Source organism: Bacillus sp. FSL E2-8887 (genome assembly GCF_038007205.1).
Classification (GTDB): Bacteria; Bacillota; Bacilli; order Bacillales; family Bacillaceae_G; genus Bacillus_A; species Bacillus_A mycoides.
The window spans coordinates 1,873,909-1,896,072 of record NZ_JBBOWS010000001.1; the positions used below are offsets into that span (position 1 = coordinate 1,873,909).

Consider the following 22,164-nt stretch of genomic DNA (forward strand, 5'->3'; position numbering starts at 1 on the left):
ATATGAGAGTAAGGGGATAAAATGGGATTCAGACCAGAAGTGGGAGAAAAAATTGTTTTTAATAAAGATGCTTATCATTTTGCAAAGCATCCAGCAGTTATTGGGATTGATATGCCATATGGGCAAGAAGGTAGACAAGGAACGGTATATCAGCTACAACATGAAAATAGTGTAGATCGAATCGCATTAAAAGTTTTTAAGGAACGCTATCGTGATGAAAAACATCAATTAGTATTTTTAAAACCACTTTCTTCTATAGCGGGTCTTAAAGTATGTTCACGTTACATTGTTACAAAAGAAGAACATACATCTGTAATTGAAAAGTCAGAAGATCTTGCGAATAGTATTGTGATGCCTTGGATTGAAGGGCCAACTTGGGCTGATATTTTACAAGAGCAACGAATGCTATCAAAACAGCAATGTTTTTTTATTGCAGAAGCATTTCTAACAACACTTAAAACAATGGAAGAAAATGAGATTGCTCATAATGACTTGTCATCTAGTAACATACTAATACCTTTTTTAAGTGAAAATCCTATTGAAGGTCAACACCGTATTGAGCTTGTTGATGTTGAGCAAATGTATGGGCCAAAAAGTAAAAGACCTTCGTTATTGCCAGCAGGTTCAGCGGGTTATGCGCCAATGTATTTAAAAAGCGGGGTATGGCAAAAAGAAGCCGATCGATTTGCTGGTGCTATTTTATTAGGAGAAATATTAAGCTGGTGTAGTGAAGAAGTTCGAAATACAAAATGGACGGATGCAAGTTACTTTAAAACGGAAGAAATGCAGACCGAATGTGAAAGATATACGTTACTTCAGCAAGTATTACATAATCAATGGAATGGGGAAATTGCTAGGCTGTTTAAGCAGGCATGGAATAGTAACTCTTTCGCAGAATGTCCAAGCTTTGCACAGTGGTACGATGCATTTAATAGCGCAAGAGAAATAATAAAAATTGATGCGGAAAGGCAGTCAGCACAAGAACATTCTCTTTTTGTATCGAAATGTTTGGAAATTGCAAGATTGTTTGAAGAGAGAGGACTTAAACAAGCGGCATTATATGAATATAAAAAAATTTTCAATTCACTTAATCCATCAACAGCTCTAAAACAAGAACTCGCATATATCATTCAAACTATGGAGAGTCAAGAGCCTGAAATAAATCAAAAAAAGGTACTACAAATTTATTTGGAACTAGCTACTGAATTGGAACGAGAAAACAATGCAGAATTTGCTTGTTTCGTCTATTCACGAATCGTACAATTTCCAAACATTGATCATGCGTTAAAAAAGGAAATTGAAAGCATTATTGAAGAGATAAAAGAAGAACAAGGAACACAGCCGCAGCAAGAAATAGCAGCCACAATTACAGTTCCTAATAGCATTTTACAGAGTCGGAAACAAACAAAAAAACAAGTTGAATATGATATAGATGATGAAATTTTAAATGCAAAAGCATCGAATCAACCACTTACAGTAGCGCATGAACAAAGTGAACCGTCTGCTTTTTCTAAATGGTGGAAAAAGAATAAAAAACGGATTTTGATTATTGGCTCAATAGTAGTAGTTGTTATAGGTGGTTCAACGTTATTTTATTTCTATACAACAAACGCTAAATATCAAAAATATATGGAACAAGCACGACAAGCTTATCATGATAAAAAATATACAAAAGCAGAAGAGGCTGTTGGTCATGCAATTACAGTGAAAGGAAGAGACGAAGCGCATCTTCAATTAGCAACAATTTACGTTGCTGAAGGAAAGAATAAAATTGCAATCGATTATATTACCAAATTAATAAAGGATAGAGAAATTGATAAAGAAAATAATGAAGCTGCCTATTTATTAGCTTCAGCAAATTTCCGCATCGGAAAATATCAAGAAGCAGTGTTGAATTTTGAACAAGCATTAGCGAATAATGCAAAAGGAATTGAACCGTATAAAAAAGATGCTATGCGAGATTTAGCTGTAAGTCATATGAAGATGAAAGAATTTGAAAAAGCAGAAGATGTTATTGTCAAAATGAGTACGAAGACAAATGAGGATAAGGCAATTGTTTCGTATTTAAAAGGGCAACTATCAACAGCAACTGTGCAGTTAGACAAAGCGGAGTCTTTCTTTAAAGAAGCTATTATACAAGATTCAAAGAATGCCATATATACAATTGAACTTTCAAATTTATATGTGCTTTGGAATAAAACAAACCTAATTGATAGTGCGAAAAAAGAAATGAATTATCAACAGGCATCTCAAGTATTACAGGCTGCGATTCAAAAAGATATGAAAAATATAGAATTATTAAATCAACTTGGAATTGTGTATTATGAAGCTGGTCAATTTTACGAAACGCGAGATGGTGCAAAGAGTAATGCTGCGTATCAACAAGCATTGGACGCTTACAATAGAGTTGTCAACAGTGGGACTCGCGACATAAATACGCTTGTAAATATAGGGATTTTATACGATAAAGTGGGACAAGGAAATGAAGCAGAGAAATTTTTTACAGAAGCATACTCACAAAATGATGAAGATCCACATGTGAACTTTGCATTTGGAATGTTCAAAATTAAACAGAAAAAATATGAAGAAGCGAGCCGCTTCTTAAGAAAAACAGTACAAGCAAATGAAAATGAAGCTGAAGTAAGAGCAGCACAAGAAAAACTAGCAGAAATGAAAACAAACGGCTGGATTCAATAAAGATAGGAAAAGGGGAAAAAGGCATGGAGGAAAACAATAATAACCTAGGGAAAAAAGTTGCTATATCAGTAATGTCGGTAGCTTTATTTGGAACGTCAGGATATCTTGTGTATGACAAAGGCTTTAGCACAGCGGGAAGAGAAACTGTAAAACTAGCAAGTAATACAGAAGAGAAAAAAGATGATCGTATTACAGGAAGCAACTTACAGTCTATGTTCCCAAATTTAGTTGGTGATCCTGCAAAAAAAGATGAAAAACCTGGCGAAAAACCAACTGTTAATTTAGCAGACCTAATCGGAAATAATAAATCACCAATTACACCAATGACGTATAAGCCAGATGATGTGTTGGTGGAAAAGAAAGATCCACAGATTAAATTGTCAGACGCACCAATGCCACAAAAGCCGGAACTGCCAACAAATATGGGTGGGCCGGTAGTAGATAATCCAAAGCTACCAGCAGATTCAAATACACCAGTGGATCCAAAGTTACCTGTAGATCCAAGTATGCCAGTGAATCCAAAGTCACCTGTAGATCCGAACACACCAGTGGATCCCAAGCCACCTGTAGATCCGAACACACCAGTGGATCCCAAGCCACCTGTAGATCCGAACACACCAGTGGATCCAAAACCACCAGTGGACCCAAAACCACCGGTAGACCCAAAACCACCAGTGGACCCAAAACCACCGGTAGACCCAAAACCACCAGTGGACCCAAAACCACCGGTAGACCCAAAACCACCAGTGGATCCAATACGTCCAACAATTACAGTATCGCCAAAAACAGGGGATATTCTTGTAGAATGGTATACAGCAAATGGAGAGAAATCTAGTGCAGTATTTTTTGGGGAGTTTTATAAGGCACAAAATCATTTGAAACTAATTGATGGTATGAAAAATATAGAGAATCGTAATGATTTACAGCTTATTTCTCAAGTTAGTTCTTCACCAACAGAAGCAAATAAAGCAGCATTATTGTTAGCAGCACAAGATTCCGCTCAATTTGAAAAAGTAGCTAGTTCAAAATATGAGCAACTATTTTATATTCGAAATCAATTAACTTTATATCAAGAGCCTGCTTTTAATGACCAAGAATTTGAATACTTTAAAGAAAATAAGAAATCTGTTATAGAAAAGTTATCTAAAGACATTTTTAAAGCCGCGCTTAATGAAGAAAAACGAGATGTAAATGCAGCTTTAAGTAAATATTATTTATTAACTTCCGTATTACAAGGCGTAGATGAAGACTTGCAAAAGCAGGCTTACGATCGAGTGCAAGCTATTTTTAATCAAATGCTTGAAAATGAATTGGAACAAATGGTACAAGGAAAAGTTGAAGTTCCAACTGTGCCAGTTTTAAATCAAGGAAAAGAAAAAGATAAAAATGTAGCAGGAAAACCAACGACTGAAAATGAAGTTAAAAATTCAAAAGGTGAAGAAAAACAAGAGAATAAAGAAAATTCGAAGCCAGAAGAATCAAAAACAAATAAAGAAGATGTAAAACAAGAAGAAATCCAAACGAATAAAGAAAATGCAAAACAAGAAGAAGTACAAAATAATAAAGAAGATAAAAAGAATGAGGAACAAAAAGATAATAAAGATGGTAAAAAGCAAGATGAAGTAAAAACACCTGGACAATGGGCGATTGAACAGGTAACAGCGTATATGAACGAAGCGAAGTGGAAAGAAGCAATTGTACTAGCAGATCAATACATTGATCAGACAAAAGGTGAAGAACAAAACACATTGAAGGATCAATTGAAAAATGCAGTTGAGAACTTATTAACACAATCAAAAGCAGAAGAGACATCTGCAGAAATGGCATTACAAAATTATCACTTTATCGTAAATGTTAAAAATGTAGTTGCTGAGCAGAGAGAAGAGGCAAAATCGTTATCTTTACCTGTAATGTTAGAAGTAAAGGCAGATCAGGCATTAGCAGAGAAAGATTATTATAACGCTGTATTATATATGGCGAACTCTATTCGTAATAAAAATAAACATGCTCATGCATTTGAAAAATTACAAACAAATACAAACTTCCTTTGGAATCAAACTATGGAGCAATGGAATAATTTAAAGGGTAATTCTGGATGGCAAAGTGAAGTTAAAAAATCTGTTCAACCATCCCTTGAATTAATTGTATATTTAAAAGATATTTCACCAGCTATAGTGGATGATACAAGATTCAATGAGAAAATAAAGGAAGCAACGAAGAAATTAGAAGGTATTCAGTTGTTGAATTTAGCAAGTTATGAAAATAGTAAGAGTGATGAAGCTAGTCAATTGAATGCATTATATTATTATGGACAAGCTTATGAACGTGGTATAGCTGACGCAGGAGATATGAGTAACATTTTTAATAAGTTATTAAATAAAGCACGTGGATTTGAAGTGTCTGATCCTGCAAGAGCTATGAATTTATACCGATTAATGTATACAACGCCTGGTGCGCAAGGACTTGGCTTCCAAGACGTAATTAGAAATTCTATTGATTACTTGAATGATTTCAATGTAGCAAGTCAATCGTTCGCGAAATATGGTAATAGCTTAAATGTGAAAGATATTGCAACAGCATTAGCTTATGCAAATACAGCTATTGAAAATGGATATGCAAATGAACAAAGTAAAGCGAAAATAAGACAAATTGCAGAGGAAATGGTTAAAGTGGGGCAAAATAAATTAAAGGGAAATGATTTAAATACTGCATATCAGTATTTTGAATTTGTAAGCCGTGCAGATTATAAACATGTTCCGCAGGATGTTCGTAGCCAAGCAAATGATGGACTACAAGCGATAAAAAATGCTACTAAAAAATAAAGTAATAAATTTCGCCATCTTACCCTAGGTAAGATGGCGAAATTTATTCCAAATAAGGAGTGAAAGTTAATGAGTTTACTAGAAATTAGTCCATTAGATGAGGCGTTAGTGGAAGCGTTACAAAACGAAGAAAAAAGAGGCTATTTTTATGAGATATTACAGAAATCAAATTTATTTGTTGTTGCTTCTGTCAAAGGGGATACAAGTGTAGATGAAGAAGGAAATTTGATTTCTACTAATAATACACAATTACAAATTCATTATTTTGAAATGGAAGCAGGATTAATGTTACCACTGTATTCTGATTTAAAGCATCTAGAAATGGTTATTCCAGAAGAATGTCCGTATGTCTCTATGAATGCAGTTGAATTATTGAAAACGATAGATTTAGAGGCAAATGTCATATTGAACCCAGGAACAAAATTTCAAAAATTATTTGTAAAGGAAGAAATTGAAGCGATTTGTGATAACAGTATTTTTGATGTTTTCTCTAAAGAGAATAAGTAAAAATTGATGCAGTTCTATTTCTTTTTGGTATAAAATAGAGGAAGGTGGGAGAAGGTTTGGAGATTAAAGTCAAACCTGAACAACTCGAACAAATTGCCAAAAATATATCAGAGATGCAAACACACAGCCAGAATATACAACAAAATCTCAATCAATCCATGTTTAGTATTCAAATGCAATGGCAAGGAGCGACGAGTCAGCATTTTTATGGGGAATATATGAGATCAATGAGACTCATGGAATCTTACATACGTAACTTACAGGTTACAGAAAAAGAATTACGGCGTATCGCTCAAAAGTTTCGTCAAGCAGATGAAGAATATCAAAAGAAACAAACTGAAAAATTGAAAGAAACCCATAAAAAAGAAAAGAAACATGAAAAATCGTGGTGGGAAAAAGGAATAGAAGGAGCAGCTGAATTCATCGGAGTTAATGATGCAATTCGTGCAGTTACCGGTAAAGACCCTATTACAGGAAAAGAATTATCAACAAAAGAAAGACTCATCGCTGCAGGATGGACACTCCTAAACTTTGTTCCTATCGGAAAAGTCGCGAGTCTTGCTGGAAAAGGAATAAAGTATGTCGCTTCTAGCTTCGGGAAGACAATTGTAAAAGCAGGAAAAGGACTAGGCGAAGGCATAACGATGGTGGCTGGAAAAGCTGGAAAAGCAGCGGTCGATGGAATAAAAACAGCCACCCACAAAGTAAAAGAGGGTGTAAACTTTGTAGCCTCCACAGCAAAAGGCTTTGCCGACAAAATCGGAAGCTTATGGAACAAAGGTGCCACAACCGTAAAAACAACTTTCTTGCAGGGGAATGAAAAGATTCAGTACGCAGTAAAAACATTACTGGAGTACAAATGGATCCCAGGTTTAGGAAAAGCCTACGTCATGCCTGGAGTAGGAATGGTCCGAGAGATGGGACAGCATTCTCTGAAAGATGCTTATCAGTATATGAAAAGTGTTGGAGAGAAGGGTGTTAAGGGTACGGGTAACACTGTAAGCAATTATCTTGATGATATAGTCGAGGCTGGTAGTGTCAATGCCACAAAGATGAATAAGCTTAAAAATGCTATTCAAAATAATACTTTTAGTGTAGATGAGTTGTCTGAGATTAGTAAAAAGATGTCTGATTTAGGCATTAATAAAGAATATAATGAAGCATTAATTAAACTTGATTTTGGTAAGTATCTTAGAGGACTTATAGGTGACCCACCTGCTGCAATGATAGATCCACATGCACATCATATTCTATTTAAAAAAGGTCTTGGCCAGAAGCAAAAAGAACTTGTTCAAGAAGGTCAAGAAATATTAAAAAGGTATGGAATAGAACCGATAATTGGTGAAGAAAATCTTGTTTGGGCACCAAATAGAATTGCAGGACAACACGGTATAGAACGTCTTCAACATATTATTGATAAGTTGAAAGCAGTAGATAGTTTTGGTGGTACTCGTGAAAAAATGGTTGAAATGCTTAAACTACTAGGTGAAGAAGCAGCATCAATGAAATAAAGATATTTTAGGAGGATTCTATGGATAATAAGGAGAAAGCAATAAAAATCTATGATTTAATTAAGAATGGTGATATAGAACAAGCGAAAGAGATAATTATTACTGATAAAAGTTTACTTGATTTTGTAACACCTTTTGGAACGTGGCTACATGTTGCGACTAGAGCTGGTAAACTGGATATGATAAAATCTCTAGTTGAATCTGGTATGGATATTAACATAAACGAAGGTGTACCAAAGTCAGCGCCTATTGCACATGCGGCTAGTGAAGGTGAAATTAGTATTGTAGAGTACTTATTTGATAAGGGTGCAATATTAGATGTTGGTGACCCGAATAGGAATCCTTTATTCTCAGCGATTTATGGTGGGCATCTTGATGTTGTAAAGTATCTTGTTCAGAATGGCATTGATATTACTGTTAAGTATACAGGGGATACTATGAAAGATATGGGAGCTTATGAATTTGCTATTGAAAGAGGGCAAACAGAAATTGCTGAATATTTAAAGCAGAAGATGGATGAAAAAGTATAAAAAAACAATTTTTTTATTTAATAGTATTTTCTAGAGAGATAACACAATAAAAGTGGTTATAATAACTTTATAAGTAATATAACAAAACTTAACATTCCATGTTAAAGTGAAATATATAGACTTATAAGAAAAGTGAAGAAAAAATATGTAGTTTTTGAAAGTATGTACTCTATGATGGTTGTACCATCATAGAGTACTATGTGCAATGATAGAATAAGAAAACGAGGTACGAGCTTAGGCGAGATGACATTTTACATGGCGATGAATATAAACACATGGAATGTATATTAAACTAACGAGCTCGTACAAACTCGTAAGTTTTAACGTAGTAGTTGTCATGACATATAAAAGGTGTCATACTGTTACTACAAAACTTACAAATTTATGCTACTTAAAAACATATGAACTTAAAGCACTTGATTGTCAATTAAAGGCAACAAGTGCTTTTTTACGTTTTAGCGTAGAAATTTAAAAGAGCACTATAATTTTATAAGTGCATTAAGTGTTAAATTTTTATTGTTGTTTTATAGACTGTAGTGGCTATGTACAGTGTACGACGATAGTAGAGGAAAAAATAAAGGGTTGTGTTATTTTTTGAAGTCATCGTAAAGTACGTTTTAACGGATGGACGTTATGCATACGTTATCCGCAAAAAACGGGTAAACGTTACAGGGACTTTAATTGCTGTAACGGGAAGGGGCTCAATATGGGAGAGAAAGTAGTTGGTTATGTACGAGTTTCAACGGAAGGACAAGTGCGTGAAGGGTATAGCCTAACGTATCAAGTAGAAGAAATTGAACGGTACTGCATCGAAAATAAACTACAACTGCTTCACATATACGAAGATAAAGGAATCAGCGGAGCGACAGTAGATGAAGATGGATTAACAGTTGAACGTGAAGGTCTACAAGAGCTATTGTCGGATATGGCATATCATCAAGTGCGCAAAGTTATTGTACTAAATACATCTCGGTTATGGCGCTCTGATATGGCAAAAGTGTTAATACAACGAGAGCTAAAGAAACACAAGGTAGATGTGAAAGCAATTGAACAACCAAATTATAGTATATACACGCATGACCCAAATGACTTTTTAGTAAATGGTATGTTAGAGCTATTAGATCAATATCAACGTCTTGAGATTGCATTAAAGCTAAGTAGAGGCAGAAAGAAAAAAGCAGAACAAGGTGGATATGGGGGGGCGGTGTGATGTTTGGTTATAGAGTAAAGAAAGGACAAAAAGTGTTAGAGGTAGATGCGGAGAAAGCGATAGTTGTACGTAGACTATTTGAATTAAGACACTTTTTTAAACATTGGTCGCTAACTCAATTGGCAGAACGACTAAATAGGGAAGGGTATTGTACTGAGAAAGGAAAGTTGTTTACGAAAGTGCAAGTGAAACGTATGTTAGACCGAGAGAACTTTTATCGAGGGATATATACATACGGGCAAATACAAACAATTGGGAAACATCCAGCAATTATTTTATAAACTCACTTAAAAAATTAGCTCATTTTACTATACATACTACTAGAGTTATGAAAAATGGATAGGCTTGCGTACCTATGCGCATCGGAAGATGAACGCTCGAACTAAGGTTGCCGACATTTTTATATATGACTAAATAATTGAATAGAGGGATGAGTTATGCATCATAGGCAGAACTATTTGTATGTAGGAGTAGATTTACATAAAGAGCAGCATACGGCTGTTATTATTAATTGTTGGCAAGAGAAACTAGGAGAAATACAATTTGAGAATAAACCATCTGCATTTTCGAAGTTCTTATTAGAAGTAGAGACATATGTGTGTGATGGGATAGCTGTTGTATTTGGTTTAGAAGATGTTGGTGGTTATGGAAGAGCGTTAGCGAAATATTTAGTAGATCACGAACAGGTAGTAAAAGAAGTAAATCCAGCTTTATCATTTTTAGAACGAAAGAGCCAAGTGATGATACAAAAAAATGATAGTTGGGATGCGGAATGTGTGGCACGTATATTGGTAAACAAATTTGAGCAACTACCAAATGTAAATCCAAACGATTTATTTTGGTCGATACAACAATTGGTTTCAAGAAGGAATGCATTAGTAAAAGCACAAAGTGCATTAAAGAACCAACTACATATTCAATTAAACCATCATTATCCAAGCTATAAAAAGTTTTTCTCAGAGTTAGATGGAAAAACAGCATTAGCATTTTGGGAGCAATATCCGTCACCCTCTTGTTTAGAGGGGATGAATATAAAGCGATTAACAGCTTTTTTATTAGATGTTAGTAACAATACATGTTCAGTAAGGAAAGCAAGTGAAATATTAAGGCTTGTGAAAGAAGATGGACAAACAATGAAAGAGTATCAAGAAATGCGAAACTTTTTAGTAAGAAGTATTGTACGGGAGATTGAGTTTAAAAAGAAGGAAATGAAATACATCGAAAGAGAATTAAAACAGCTAGTAAATCTACTAGATTATCAATTAGAGACGATGCCGGGAATAGAACTTGTGACGGCATCAGCATTAATAGCTGAGATAGGAGATGCAAGGCGATTTCCAAATGCCAATAAATTAGCACGATTTGCGGGGATTGCGCCTGTTTACTTTGGTTCTGGTGGGAAAGGTAAGACACATAAAAGCAAACAAGGAAACAGGGCGTTACACGCTTTATTTTATAATTTAGCTGTACAGCAAGTGCAAGTAGCGAAAGGAAGTAAGTTACCTAGAAACCCAGTGTTTCATGCATATTATCAAAAGAAACTTAAAGAGGGAAAAACAAAAGGACAAGCATTGGTATGTATTATGAGAAGGCTTGTAAACATTGTATATGGCATGATGAAATATAAAACAGCTTATGAGTTGCCGGTAGTGGAAGAAAAAGAAGAAGTTTAATAAGGTTTACGTGGTTTGTTTTTTTATTGTGAGGGTTTAAGATTACAACATAGGGTACGGGTAATCCTCCTAAGATAACGGAAATACAAGAGGGGGACCTTGGGAAGCACATTATTAAAGGGAAAAATGGAAGAAAAGAACTGGCACCAAACGTGCGTTATATTACCGAGGATGGTTATAAATATACAACAGATGAGCTTGGTAGAATAGTAGATGTTGAGGCAGGAGAATTAATACTTCAAAAAGGAAAACGAAACAAAGGAATGCAAGTGGCAGCAGGCCGTGAAGATAGAAGTGACATAACATATTTTTCTCCTTATATTTTATTTGTGAATATTTTCTATATAGGTTTATGAAAATCCTTTTCGACAAAAAATTAACATAGCCCTTGACAGTTATAAATATAACCGATATACTTCATATTAATTTCAAAAGAAAATATATTCTAAATATTAAAATGCATTGAATAGGAGTAGTAAGGTCATGTATTTGTACAGAGAGCTATGGGTTGGTGCGACATAGTCAAATGACATCCTGAACTCGCCTAGGAGCAGTAAGGTGGAACGGAATTACATTCTTAGTAAATCTTAACGGTTAACCTTCGATATTAGGTTTGTAATCAAACGATTACTACTAAGGTGGATTCATAATGGAATCAATAAGGGTGGTACCGCGTTAAGTGAATGGCTTAGCGTCTCTTTATATAAAGAGATGCTGGGCCATTTTTTATTTTATAGAAAAAGAAATGGAGGGTTTATTCGGATAGGTATATAAAATTTGTTTATTTATATAAAAGGATTTAATTAGGAGGAAAATAAGATGAAACAGACGGAGCAATGGACTTCGAAATTAGGTTTTATAATGGCAGCAGCAGGATCAGCAATTGGACTTGGCGCAATATGGAAATTTCCTTATATTGCTGGAAAGAGCGGGGGAGGAGCCTTCTTTTTAATCTTTATATTATTTACTGTATTAATTGGATTACCGCTACTTATAGCTGAATTTATGATTGGACGTAGTACACAAAAACAAGCAGTTGGGGCATTTAAAAGTATCGCACCAAATACAGGATGGCACTGGATTGGACGCCTTGGTGTTGGAACTTGCTTTATATTACTTTCGTTTTATAGCGTTGTAGGTGGATGGGTATTAATTTATTTATTCAGAGGAGTAACTGGACAACTTATTACTCCGGGACAAAATTACGGTTCGTTATTTACTGAAACAATTGGAAATCCGGTTTGGGCTATCACTGGACATTTCGCTTTTATGTTCATTACGATATGGGTTGTATCAAAAGGTGTACAAAACGGAATTGAAAAAGCAAGTAAATATATGCTACCAGCATTGTTCGTTTTATTTGTCGCTCTTATTATTCGTTCATTAACACTGGATAATGCGATGCAAGGCGTGAAGTTTTTCTTACAACCAGATTTCTCGAAGATTACTTCAGAAAGTATTTTATTCGCAATGGGCCAATCATTCTTTGCGATTAGTATAGGGATTTCGATTATGGTTACGTATAGCTCGTATTTAAATAAAAAAGAAAGTTTACCAAAATCAGCAGTTACGATTGTTGGATTGAATTTATTCGTCTCTTTATTTGCAGGTCTTGCCATTTTTCCAGCAGTATTTTCGTTAGGCATGGAGCCGACAGAAGGGCCAGGCTTACTATTTATCGTATTGCCATCTGTATTTAGTCAAATTCCATTCGGAGGATTGTTCTTGACTGTATTTCTTGCGCTATTTACATTTGCGACATTAACATCGGCATTTTCTCTACTAGAGACGGTAGTTTCAGCATTAGCAAATGGTGAACAAGAAAGAAGAGCTAAACTATCATGGATCATCGGGTTCTGCATTTTCCTAGCAGGTATACCATCTGCCTTATCATTTGGAGTATGGAGTGATATTACGATTTTTGGGAAGAATATTTTTGATGCAGTAGACTTCTTATCTAGTAATATATTAATGCCGCTGGGAGCATTATTTATTAGTATTTTCGTATCATTCAAGATGGAAAAGAAAGTGCTAGAAGCTGAATTTTTTGTAGGTGGAAATTACGGAAAGATAGTATTTACTATCTGGGCATTTTTACTTCGATTTGTAGCACCACTTGCGATAGTTATCGTATTTTTAAATGTAATAGGGATTATTTAAGTTTAAATGTTATAATATTCAGTAAAAAAATAAGGTGATAATCATAAAGAAGAATTTGATTGAAGTTGGGAAATATATGATCATTAGAGGGAAAAAGCTATACGTTGAAACACATGGAAGTCCTAAAAATAAACCAGTATTATTTTTACACGGTGGTCCAGGTGAAAGTTGTTATGGTTTTTCATTTCATCAAGTAGAGCGATTAAAAGATTCCTTATATGTAATTATGATAGATCAAAGAGGCGTTTGTCGATCAGAAGGAATTACCGAAGAAGAAACTTTTGGACTATGTGATTTAATTGAAGACTGTGAAGAACTAAGAAAAGTATTACAAATTGAGAAATGGTCTGTAATTGGACATTCTTTCGGTGGATATTTAGCGTTGTTATATGCGTCTATGTATCCAAATTCAATAGAGAAAATAATATTTGAAGGTCCGACTTTCGATTTTGCATTAACAAGTAGGGTCTTACTACAAAAGACAGGAACTTTATTAAAAAAGTATGGAAAAGAATTAGTGGCAGAAGACTGCTTTGCTTATTTATCTAATAATGCTAGTTCAGAAGAGTTGTTAGAAGCTTATATAAGAGTAAGCGCTGAATTAGAAGAAAAAAGAATGGAGATTTACAATTATAAGGAAGATGAGACAGACGATAGTTTATATAGTGATGAAGTGTGGGAAGTATTTTCAAATCGTTCCAAAATCCATTTTGATAGATTAAAATCAGAGGGAGCATGTCATACGTCATTATTATCTAAAATAAAAGATATACAAAATCCAATGTTATTAATTGTAGGAAAACATGATGTAGTAACGTGTGAAAAGCAAATTGAAATATTCAATCGAGATGCTCTAAATGGAAAGTATATCATATTCGAAGAAAGTGGCCATACACCACATTATGAGGAAGCTGATCGATTTGCTGAAACAGTCATTCATTTTTTGAACTAAAAAAGAAAGAGCGCTTCGTATAATGCGAAGCGCTCTATTTTAAATTTCTGGATAAGTAATTGTAATATTAGGCCATTTGCTTTGCCATTTCTTTTGATTAACTCTTTTGTTGTACATATGTATTCGTTCTTTCGTTTCAAGAAAATGAGGTGTAGGTTTCACTTGTAATGAAAGTACATCTTCTATTCCGCATGGGGATGTTAATATGACTTTGTTTTGTTCGTCCAAAGAAACACCAAGAGCGGTTGCTGTTTCAGGAAATTTAGAAATAGCATCAACAGAAGAAGAGTATGGCGGCATTCCATTCACTACATGCATGCGAGTTTGATTTTTTACTGACCAAGGGATAGTAGCATCCATATTCATTAGTTTCTGTTCTAATGATTGTTCGTACACCTCATCTTTATGTAATGGATCATAATAAATGACATCGACATCTGGCGTAGCCGTTCTTACTTCGTAGTTATGTAAAGTATCCCAAATTTTAGAACGGACAAACCCAGCGCAAATCCACCAATCAGGTAGCTCTAGTGATTTTGCCAATTGTAATACATTCATCATCCATTCGTCGTTTTCTATTAAGTGAATTAAATCTTGCTCTGTTTTTATATTCATCGATAAATACACCTTCCTAGTAGATTAATGCATCAGCTCAATAATCCATAAAATCCAGTGAGCACCTGGTACAAATAAAAGTTGTGCTAATAAGGTGCCGAGAAGTCTAGAAATCATTAGCCAACCATACATTTTACTCATAGATTCAGCGCCATTTTCTGATTGTAAAGCACGTTCTGTCAAAAGTGCTATACGTGGATCGAGTAACACTGTTAATAAAATTGTAGCAAAACCATTCACAAGGCCAGAAGCTGTACTTGCATTTGTTGCGTAATCTGGATTTAGAAAAGAAGCATAAAGGGCAGAAAGAACACCTGCTGTATAAATTGCAGTAGCAAACATGTTAATAAGCATAATACGCTTTGGGATACCACCGATACGCAATCTATGAATCATTTCAAATCTTGGAAAGCGCACATATTTTTTTGTGTACTTTAATTTTTGAATGTTATTTGTTTTCATCATTCGAATGAAAGAACCATCTGTTTCAAAGTTTTGAATGACATATCCAAATAGTTTTGTCAAAGTTGGATAAAGAATAATCGCAAGTAATGTACCGATGGAAGCAGATAATAGTACAAGTCGTATAGTATGCTCTAAATTAATAGAAGCATCTCGTTTTGCGTCATCGACAATCCCGCCAATTAAAAAGGCTTGTAGTAAATTTGACGTTCTTGAAATAAGTAATACCATTCCTACGACAGATAAGGCAACGACAATCTTTTTTAAACGAACACCAGCTAATCGAATACTATAAGAACTAGTTTCGACTGCGTGGATGACAATTGTGAAAGCCATTATAAAAATTAACGTAATTGACATGTGATTCACCAGTTTCTATTAAATTAAGTATAACTTTTTCACTTTATCATATCTTTTGTGATTTTGTAACTGAAAGTATAAGGGTTAGAAAAAGTAATTTTCTGAAAAGTTAGATGGTGATAGTATAGTAAAGGGATAAGGAGGAGAATGGCCTTAATGGGGTACATATAAAATCAGTGGGGGAATTAAATATGTATACAACATTTCTATTTGATTTAGATGGAACATTAACTGATCCGAAAGAAGGGATAATCAATGCTGTTCTATACGTGTTAGAAAAAATGGGGATTGAAGAAGTGAATATAAGTGAGTTAGATTCATTTATCGGTCCACCAATGCAACAATCTTTTGCAGATAGATATAATATGAATGAAATAGAAGTAGAACGAGCGGTGTTTTACTTTCGGGAATATTTAAAGCAAAGTGGTTTATTAGAGAATAAAGTATACGATGGAATTGGAGCCCTATTGCACGAATTAAAGGATGCTGGCAATCGTTTGTTTGTAGCAACTTCAAAGCCTACCGTATTTGCGAAACAAGTAATAGAGCACTTTCAGTTAACATCTTTTTTTGAAGAGATTGTTGGGAGTAATTTAGATGGGACAAGAATAAAAAAGGAAGAAATAATTGCTCATATTTTACAAACAAATGAAGAACTTCAAAAAGAAGAAATGGTGATGATTGGTGATAGAAAGCATGACGTAATCGGTGCGAACAGTAACGGAATTGCTTCAATAGGTGTATTGTATGGATATGGTAATGAGAATGAATTGAGCGATGCTGGGGCGATTCATATAGTGAAAGATGTCGAAGAGTTACAAAGATTTTGTATAGAGAATAGTACGATAAACTATAGAAATAGAACCTAGAAATCCCTTTATAACATATGACGATGAAATCGTTTTTGTTTAAAGGGATTTTACATATGTAATCGAATACTATAATTAGACAATTTTAGCATGAAAAATTTGTAATAAAGTAAAACTTTAATTAGTGGAAGTTTTGTCCATCCGGCACTGATTATCAGCCCCACCAATCGGGCTGTTACGAGCAGTTGAAATCCCGCCTAGCTTCTGCACATTTGCTGAATTTTAAGGTGGGAGTCTTACTGCCCGCAAATAGCGGGATAAAAAGAGGAGGAATGTCATGAAATAAAAGGGTTCGAAATACGAGTAAAAGTTCGTCGTTAAAAGATTGAATTTTCAGTTTAAAAGGAGGGTTATAATTGGAGCTAGTTATTATTTTATTAGCACTTAGTTTACTCATGTTTGTAGCATATAAAGGATTTTCTGTAATATTATTCGCACCGATTTTTGCATTATTTGCGGTATTTTTGACAGAGCCTAGTTTTGTATTACCTTTCTTTTCAAATATTTTTATGGAGAAAATGGTAGGATTTATTAAATTATATTTCCCTGTGTTTTTACTTGGAGCAATATTTGGGAAAGTAGTAGAAATGTCAGGAATCGCTGATTCCATCGCAAAGACGATTGTAGAGTTAGTTGGAGAAAAACGTACAATTTTAGCGATTGTTTTAATGGGAGCTATTTTAACGTATAGCGGTGTTAGTGTGTATGTAGTGGTGTTCGCTATATTTCCGTTTGCGGCTAAGTTGTTTCGACAAGCGGATATTCCAAAGCGTTTAATCCCCGGCACAATCGTTCTTGGAGCAGTAACATTTACAATGGATGCGCTTCCTGGATCACCACAAATTCAAAATGTAATACCTACAACTTTTTTTAAAACTGATATTTATGCAGCACCGATACTTGGTATTTTAGGCGCAATTTTTGTTTTAACGTTAGGTTTACTATATTTAGAGAGTAGACGTAAGAAGGCAAAAGCCGCAGGAGAAGGGTATTTTGGTTTTAACGATGGAAATTCTGAAATGGCAGCATCTTTGCAATTAGAACAAAAAGATATGCCGATATTAAGCAGTATTGAAATTACAAGAGTACAGCAAGTAATTGCGTTTGTACCACTTATTTTAGTAGGTGTAATGAATAAAGTTTTCACAATCATGATACCAAAGTGGTATCCAGATGGTTTTGATTTCTCAGCTATTGGTATGAAATCATTTGGAAAAGTTGAATTAAGTGCGGTAGTTGGGATTTGGTCTGTAGAATTGGCACTTATTATAGGGATTTTATCAACGCTTTTATTATATTGGAAACGAGTAGTAACTGGATTTCAAGCTGGATTGAATACAAGTATTGGTGGAGCGCTACTTGCAACAATGAATACAGGCGCGGAGTTTGGATTTGGTGGTGTTATTGCAGCACTTCCAGGCTTTGCAATTATGAGAGATAGCATCTCTGCAACTTTCACGAATCCATTAGTAAATGGGGCAGTAACGACGAATATTTTAGCTGGAATTACAGGTTCAGCATCAGGCGGAATGGGAATTGTGTTAAGTGCGATGGGGGATAAATTTATTGCAGCGGCCAATCAATATGATATTCCATTAGAAGTTATGCACCGCATTGTATCAATGGCATCAGGCGGAATGGATACATTACCACATAATGGTGCAATTATTACTATTCTAACGGTAACAGGATTAACACATAAACAGTCATATAAAGATATATTTGCTATTACAATTTTGAAAACGATTGCTGTATTTGCAGTCATCGCATTCTATACTTTAACAGGGATCTATTAATACTAGTTAATATACGAAAAGAAAATATTTATTAGATTGATATTTTACATAATAAAATATTTATTGTAACTACTCAGTCACTCTATGAAAAATCGGCAGAAAAGTTTTTTAAGTTGGTCGAGAGAGGACCTGGCTATTTATAGGAGCGGTCAGGGCCTTTCCTGCCACGCACAAAGTTTTAAAACAAAGTATAGTTAATAAGGGGGCTTATTTTAACTGGAATAATAGACTTTATCAAACTTCTGAATGAAATGCATGGCTGAGTAGTTGCAAATATTTATTATAAATAGAAGGGGTGGAGTACTTGCAAGAAGTTGCTGAGTTTCGTATGCCGAAGTCTGTATTATATGGAAGAAATTCGTTTGAAAAACTAGGGGATCAATCAAGAAAGTTAGGGAAAAGGGCTTTTATTGTCAGTGATACAATTATGGAGAGTTTCGGTTATGTTGAAAGATGTGTGGATCACTTAAATGCGAAAGGGATTATTGTTATTACGTACAATGAAGTAAACACTGAGCCTACAAATTTACACGTATTGGAAGCGTTATCTATTTGTAAAGAAGGAAAATGCGATTTTATCATAGGTATTGGAGGAGGAAGCTGTATTGATGCTGCGAAAGCAGTAGCAGTGTTATATACAAATGGTGGAGAAATTGAAGATTACGTCCAAAAGGATATAGAAATAGAATACAATCCACTACCGCTAATCGCAATCCCTACGACTTCTGGTACTGGATCGGAAGTAACAAGTGTAGCAGTAATTACAAATAAAAAAACAGATGTGAAAATGATGATAAAACATCCAAGCTTTATCCCTCATGTTGCTATAATAGACCCGATTTTTACAAGTTCGGTACCACCTCATATTACTGCAGCAACGGGAGTAGATGCATTATGCCATGCAATTGAAGCTTATATTTCTAAAGTTTCACAACCTCTTACAGATGTTCTTGCTCTTTCAGCTATTGAAAGCATTATGAAATATTTACGTATCGCATATGAAGATGGAGATAATATGGAAGCAAGGGAAGCAATGATGATTGCTTCATTACAAGCTGGGATTGCTTTTTCAAATGCATCTGTTACATTAGTGCATGGTATGTCCCGTCCAGTGGGAGCATTATTCCATGTACCACATGGAATATCGAATGCAATACTATTACCTACAGTTTTAGAGTTTACAAAAATGAGTGCAATAAAAAGGTTAGCAGAAGTAGGACGTAGCTTAAACAAAGATTTGTATTCTCATTCTGATGAAGAAGTAGCGAACTACACGATTGCTGAAATTAAGAAACTTTGTTTTGATCTTCGTATTCCTAATTTAAGAGAATACGGAATTGACGAAGTTGAATTTGAAAATGATATTTCTAAAATGGCGAAAGATGCAATTGCAAGTGGTAGCCCAGGAAATAATCCACGAGTTCCTTCTTATGATGAAATCAAACAGTTGTATCGAGAGTGTTTTAATTATCAATATGAAGATGCTATAAAAACATCAGGGCTTTAATTTCAGAATATTATAATAAAATTTCCTTGGAAATAGTTAAAACAAGACTTTATATTATAAATTTAAAGTCTTGTTTTATTGTGTATAATATACATAATAAAATATTGTTATTGGTTTTATAAAAATAGTTTAGGTAGGTGTTTTACTATGAAAACGATAGGTCTTATAGGTGGTATGAGTTGGGAATCAACTTCTGAATACTATCGAATTTTAAATGAAGAAATAAAAAGTAGATTAGGTGGATTACATTCAGCAAAATGTCTGATTAATAGTGTGAATTTTGAAGAGATTGAACGATTCCAGTCTAGCGGAGATTGGGAGGGAGCAGGAGAAGTATTAGGGAATACGGCGTATTCATTGCAGAAAGGAGGAGCAGACTTTATAATCATTTGCACAAATACAATGCATAAAGTAGTTGAGAAAATAAAGGAGAATATTAACATTCCAGTATTACATATTGCGGATGCAACTGCAAAAGAAATAAATAGAAAAGGTATTCAATCGGTTGGTCTGCTTGGAACAAAATATACGATGGAGCAAGATTTCTATAAATCACGTATAGAAGAGAATGATATAAAAGTAATAGTACCATTAGGAAAAGATAGAGAAAAAATAAATGAAGTAATATACAAAGAATTATGTTTAGGAAAGATAACATCTCAATCTAGAGAGTATTATAAAAGAGTTATAGAAGAGTTAGTGCAAAAAGGGGCGCAAGGAATAATATTAGGGTGTACAGAAATAGGGTTATTAATAAAGCAGGAAGACATATCAGTTCCGATATTTGATACAACGCATATACATGCGATTGAAGCAGTCAATTTCGCTTTAGATAATAGATTGTAATTATATTATGTAAACTCAACTCATTTGTCTGGAAAACATTCAGAAAATATTTTATAATGTAAGTGGTTACATTTAAGGGGGAATGCGGATGTTTTCAGTTCAGCCAATCGCATTTGTACATAATGAAAGAAAGGAAATAAAAGATGATGAGTGGGGAGAAGTAAGATCCTATATTACTTTAACTGATATGTATACAGAGGAAAGTATACAAGGGATTGAAGATTTTTCTCATATTGAAGTTGTCTTTTATTTTCATAAAGTAACTGATGAACAAATTCAATATTTTGCTAGACATCCTAGAAATAATAATGATGATTATCCTAAAGTAGGCATTTTTGCACAGCGCGGGAAAAATCGTCCGAATCGCATAGGAGCTACAATTGTAAAGGTGATCAAAAGAGAAGGTAAATCAATTATTGTTGAGGGGTTAGATGCTATTGATGGCACCCCTATATTGGATATAAAGCCGATAATGAAAGAGTTTATGCCGAAAGAAGAAATTCTACAGCCTAAATGGGTAACGGATATTATGAAACAATATTGGAAGGGGAATAAAACAAAATGAGAATATATGAGGCAACAATTGCAGATTTAGATGGACTAGCATCTGTTTTTAATAACTATCGCGTATTTTATCGACAAGATTCCGATATTGAAGGAGCAAAAGTGTTTTTACGAAATCGAATCGAGAGAAAAGAATCCATTATTTTCGTGGCAGTTGAAGATGGAGAATATATCGGATTCACGCAACTATATCCATCATTTTCTTCTATTTCGATGAAAGAGTTATGGATTTTAAATGATCTGTTTGTACAAAAGGCGAAGCGCGGAGCCGGAACAGGTAAAAAATTGTTAGAAGCTGCAAAAGAATTTGCCTTAGAAAATGGCGCAAAAGGTGTGAAATTACAAACAGAGATTGATAATTTATCAGCTCAGCGATTATACGCTGAAAATGGATACTTGAGAGATAATCGTTATTTCCATTATGAATTAACTTTTTGAAATATATATAGTTAAATGAGACGTTTTCAATGTGAAGACGTCTCATTTAATTTTTTTATTGATGATTTAAAATCCAATTTGTAGCATCTTCAAAGTTTTCTGCGATGTAGTTTGGTTCAATATGTGCCCATTTATCTCGGAATGTATGTAAAGCATCATATCCAGCGCCAGTTTGAACCAATATAGTCGTTGCATTTACTTTTGCCCCAGCAACAATATCCGTCCAGCGATCACCGATTACAGCGCATTTTGTTAAATCAAGCCCATGTTTTTCCGCTGCTTGCAGGAGCATACCTGCGCTCGGTTTGCGGCATTCACATCCATCACCATGTTTATGAGGACATAGATAAATATCATCAAAACCAAACTCTTTTAATTCTTTCGTAAAATCATTCGCAGTTGCTTTTCCATCCGCGATACCTGGTTGATTCGTAAAAGAGAATAGTTTAATATTTTGGGCTTTTAACTTTTGTAAAGATTCCTTTGTAAAAGGAAATAATGTGAAAGAACCTGGATAATGTATTGTAGTATCACCGCCAATTGTTCCGTCACGATCAATGAATATTGCTTCAATGTTTGTCATAGTTATAGTCCTTTCAATTTAAATTAAAATCTATAAACATTAAGTATTCTCTTGAAATATGC

Annotated in this window: 17 protein-coding genes, 2 pseudogenes and 1 other annotated feature; of the genes and pseudogenes, 16 read left to right on the top strand and 3 right to left on the bottom strand. The window is 34.4% G+C overall.

The features are described from left to right. Window positions 1-21: 21 nt before the first annotated feature. The 10 genes and pseudogenes from NSQ08_RS09365 (at window position 22) to NSQ08_RS09410 (ending at window position 14,062) form a co-directional block, all read left to right on the top strand. Window positions 22-2,697 (top strand): tetratricopeptide repeat protein, encoded by a 2,676-nt coding sequence (locus tag NSQ08_RS09365; RefSeq protein ID WP_340773842.1) that lies wholly within the window; start codon window positions 22-24, stop codon window positions 2,695-2,697. A gap of 23 nt (window positions 2,698-2,720) precedes the next feature. Beyond that, the gene (locus NSQ08_RS09370; RefSeq protein WP_340773845.1) at window positions 2,721-5,519 is read left to right on the top strand and encodes a hypothetical protein; all 2,799 of its coding nucleotides are present in this window, start codon (window positions 2,721-2,723) and stop codon (window positions 5,517-5,519) included. A 69-nt stretch (window positions 5,520-5,588) separates the two neighbouring features. Further along, complete coding sequence (locus tag NSQ08_RS09375; RefSeq protein ID WP_340773849.1) at window positions 5,589-6,026, top strand: SseB family protein; 438 nt, start codon at window positions 5,589-5,591, stop codon at window positions 6,024-6,026. A 56-nt stretch (window positions 6,027-6,082) separates the two neighbouring features. After that, on the top strand, window positions 6,083-7,537 hold the full coding sequence (locus NSQ08_RS09380) for a WXG100 family type VII secretion target (protein WP_340773852.1): 1,455 nt from the start codon (window positions 6,083-6,085) through the stop codon (window positions 7,535-7,537). A 20-nt stretch (window positions 7,538-7,557) separates the two neighbouring features. After that, window positions 7,558-8,067, top strand: a complete 510-nt coding sequence (locus NSQ08_RS09385) for an ankyrin repeat domain-containing protein (RefSeq protein ID WP_340773854.1) — start codon at window positions 7,558-7,560, stop codon at window positions 8,065-8,067. 706 nt (window positions 8,068-8,773) lie between these two features. After that, window positions 8,774-9,558 (top strand): annotated as a pseudogene (locus NSQ08_RS09390) (recombinase family protein). A gap of 156 nt (window positions 9,559-9,714) precedes the next feature. Further along, window positions 9,715-10,950, top strand: a complete 1,236-nt coding sequence (locus NSQ08_RS09395; protein WP_340773856.1) for an IS110 family transposase — start codon at window positions 9,715-9,717, stop codon at window positions 10,948-10,950. 74 nt (window positions 10,951-11,024) lie between these two features. Next, window positions 11,025-11,243 (top strand): annotated as a pseudogene (locus tag NSQ08_RS09400) (DNA/RNA non-specific endonuclease); the annotation flags it as partial. A gap of 160 nt (window positions 11,244-11,403) precedes the next feature. After that, window positions 11,404-11,652: a binding site (T-box leader), on the top strand. A 117-nt stretch (window positions 11,653-11,769) separates the two neighbouring features. Next, the gene (locus NSQ08_RS09405; RefSeq protein WP_201067134.1) at window positions 11,770-13,110 is read left to right on the top strand and encodes a sodium-dependent transporter; all 1,341 of its coding nucleotides are present in this window, start codon (window positions 11,770-11,772) and stop codon (window positions 13,108-13,110) included. A gap of 76 nt (window positions 13,111-13,186) precedes the next feature. Further along, on the top strand, window positions 13,187-14,062 hold the full coding sequence (locus tag NSQ08_RS09410) for an alpha/beta fold hydrolase (protein WP_340773868.1): 876 nt from the start codon (window positions 13,187-13,189) through the stop codon (window positions 14,060-14,062). Window positions 14,063-14,101: 39 nt separating this feature from the next. On the opposite strand, the gene NSQ08_RS09415 is transcribed toward NSQ08_RS09410, so the two are convergent. Both NSQ08_RS09415 and NSQ08_RS09420 read right to left on the bottom strand, forming a co-directional pair. After that, a complete protein-coding gene (locus tag NSQ08_RS09415; RefSeq protein WP_002141609.1) occupies window positions 14,102-14,677 on the bottom strand; it encodes a nucleotidyltransferase family protein in 576 nt (191 codons plus the stop codon). A 24-nt stretch (window positions 14,678-14,701) separates the two neighbouring features. After that, window positions 14,702-15,499, bottom strand: coding sequence for a lipid II flippase family protein (locus tag NSQ08_RS09420; protein ID WP_002141610.1), 798 nt, complete (start codon window positions 15,497-15,499; stop codon window positions 14,702-14,704). 191 nt (window positions 15,500-15,690) lie between these two features. On the opposite strand from NSQ08_RS09420, the gene NSQ08_RS09425 reads away from it, so the two are divergent. The 6 genes from NSQ08_RS09425 to NSQ08_RS09450 all read left to right on the top strand — a co-directional run bounded on the left by NSQ08_RS09425 (window position 15,691) and on the right by NSQ08_RS09450 (window position 21,519). Next, window positions 15,691-16,368 carry an HAD family hydrolase gene (locus NSQ08_RS09425; RefSeq protein WP_215588994.1) on the top strand — a complete coding sequence of 226 codons (678 nt, stop codon included), beginning with the start codon at window positions 15,691-15,693 and terminating at the stop codon, window positions 16,366-16,368. A gap of 356 nt (window positions 16,369-16,724) precedes the next feature. Beyond that, window positions 16,725-18,164, top strand: a complete 1,440-nt coding sequence (locus NSQ08_RS09430) for a GntP family permease (protein ID WP_016102097.1) — start codon at window positions 16,725-16,727, stop codon at window positions 18,162-18,164. Between the two features lie 304 nt (window positions 18,165-18,468). Next, complete coding sequence (locus NSQ08_RS09435) at window positions 18,469-19,671, top strand: iron-containing alcohol dehydrogenase (RefSeq protein WP_340773880.1); 1,203 nt, start codon at window positions 18,469-18,471, stop codon at window positions 19,669-19,671. 147 nt (window positions 19,672-19,818) lie between these two features. Next, on the top strand, window positions 19,819-20,517 hold the full coding sequence (locus NSQ08_RS09440; RefSeq protein ID WP_002012596.1) for an aspartate/glutamate racemase family protein: 699 nt from the start codon (window positions 19,819-19,821) through the stop codon (window positions 20,515-20,517). A gap of 88 nt (window positions 20,518-20,605) precedes the next feature. Continuing rightward, window positions 20,606-21,082 carry an SAM-dependent methyltransferase gene (locus tag NSQ08_RS09445; protein WP_340773884.1) on the top strand — a complete coding sequence of 159 codons (477 nt, stop codon included), beginning with the start codon at window positions 20,606-20,608 and terminating at the stop codon, window positions 21,080-21,082. Then, entirely contained in the window at window positions 21,079-21,519 is a 441-nt protein-coding gene (locus NSQ08_RS09450; RefSeq protein WP_002085894.1) for a GNAT family N-acetyltransferase, read from the top strand. Before NSQ08_RS09445 ends, NSQ08_RS09450 begins: the two co-directional genes overlap by 4 nt. Before the next feature lie 55 nt (window positions 21,520-21,574). On the opposite strand, the gene NSQ08_RS09455 is transcribed toward NSQ08_RS09450, so the two are convergent. Further along, entirely contained in the window at window positions 21,575-22,102 is a 528-nt protein-coding gene (locus NSQ08_RS09455) for an HAD-IIIA family hydrolase (protein WP_016102095.1), read from the bottom strand. Between the last annotated feature and the right edge of the window lie 62 nt (window positions 22,103-22,164).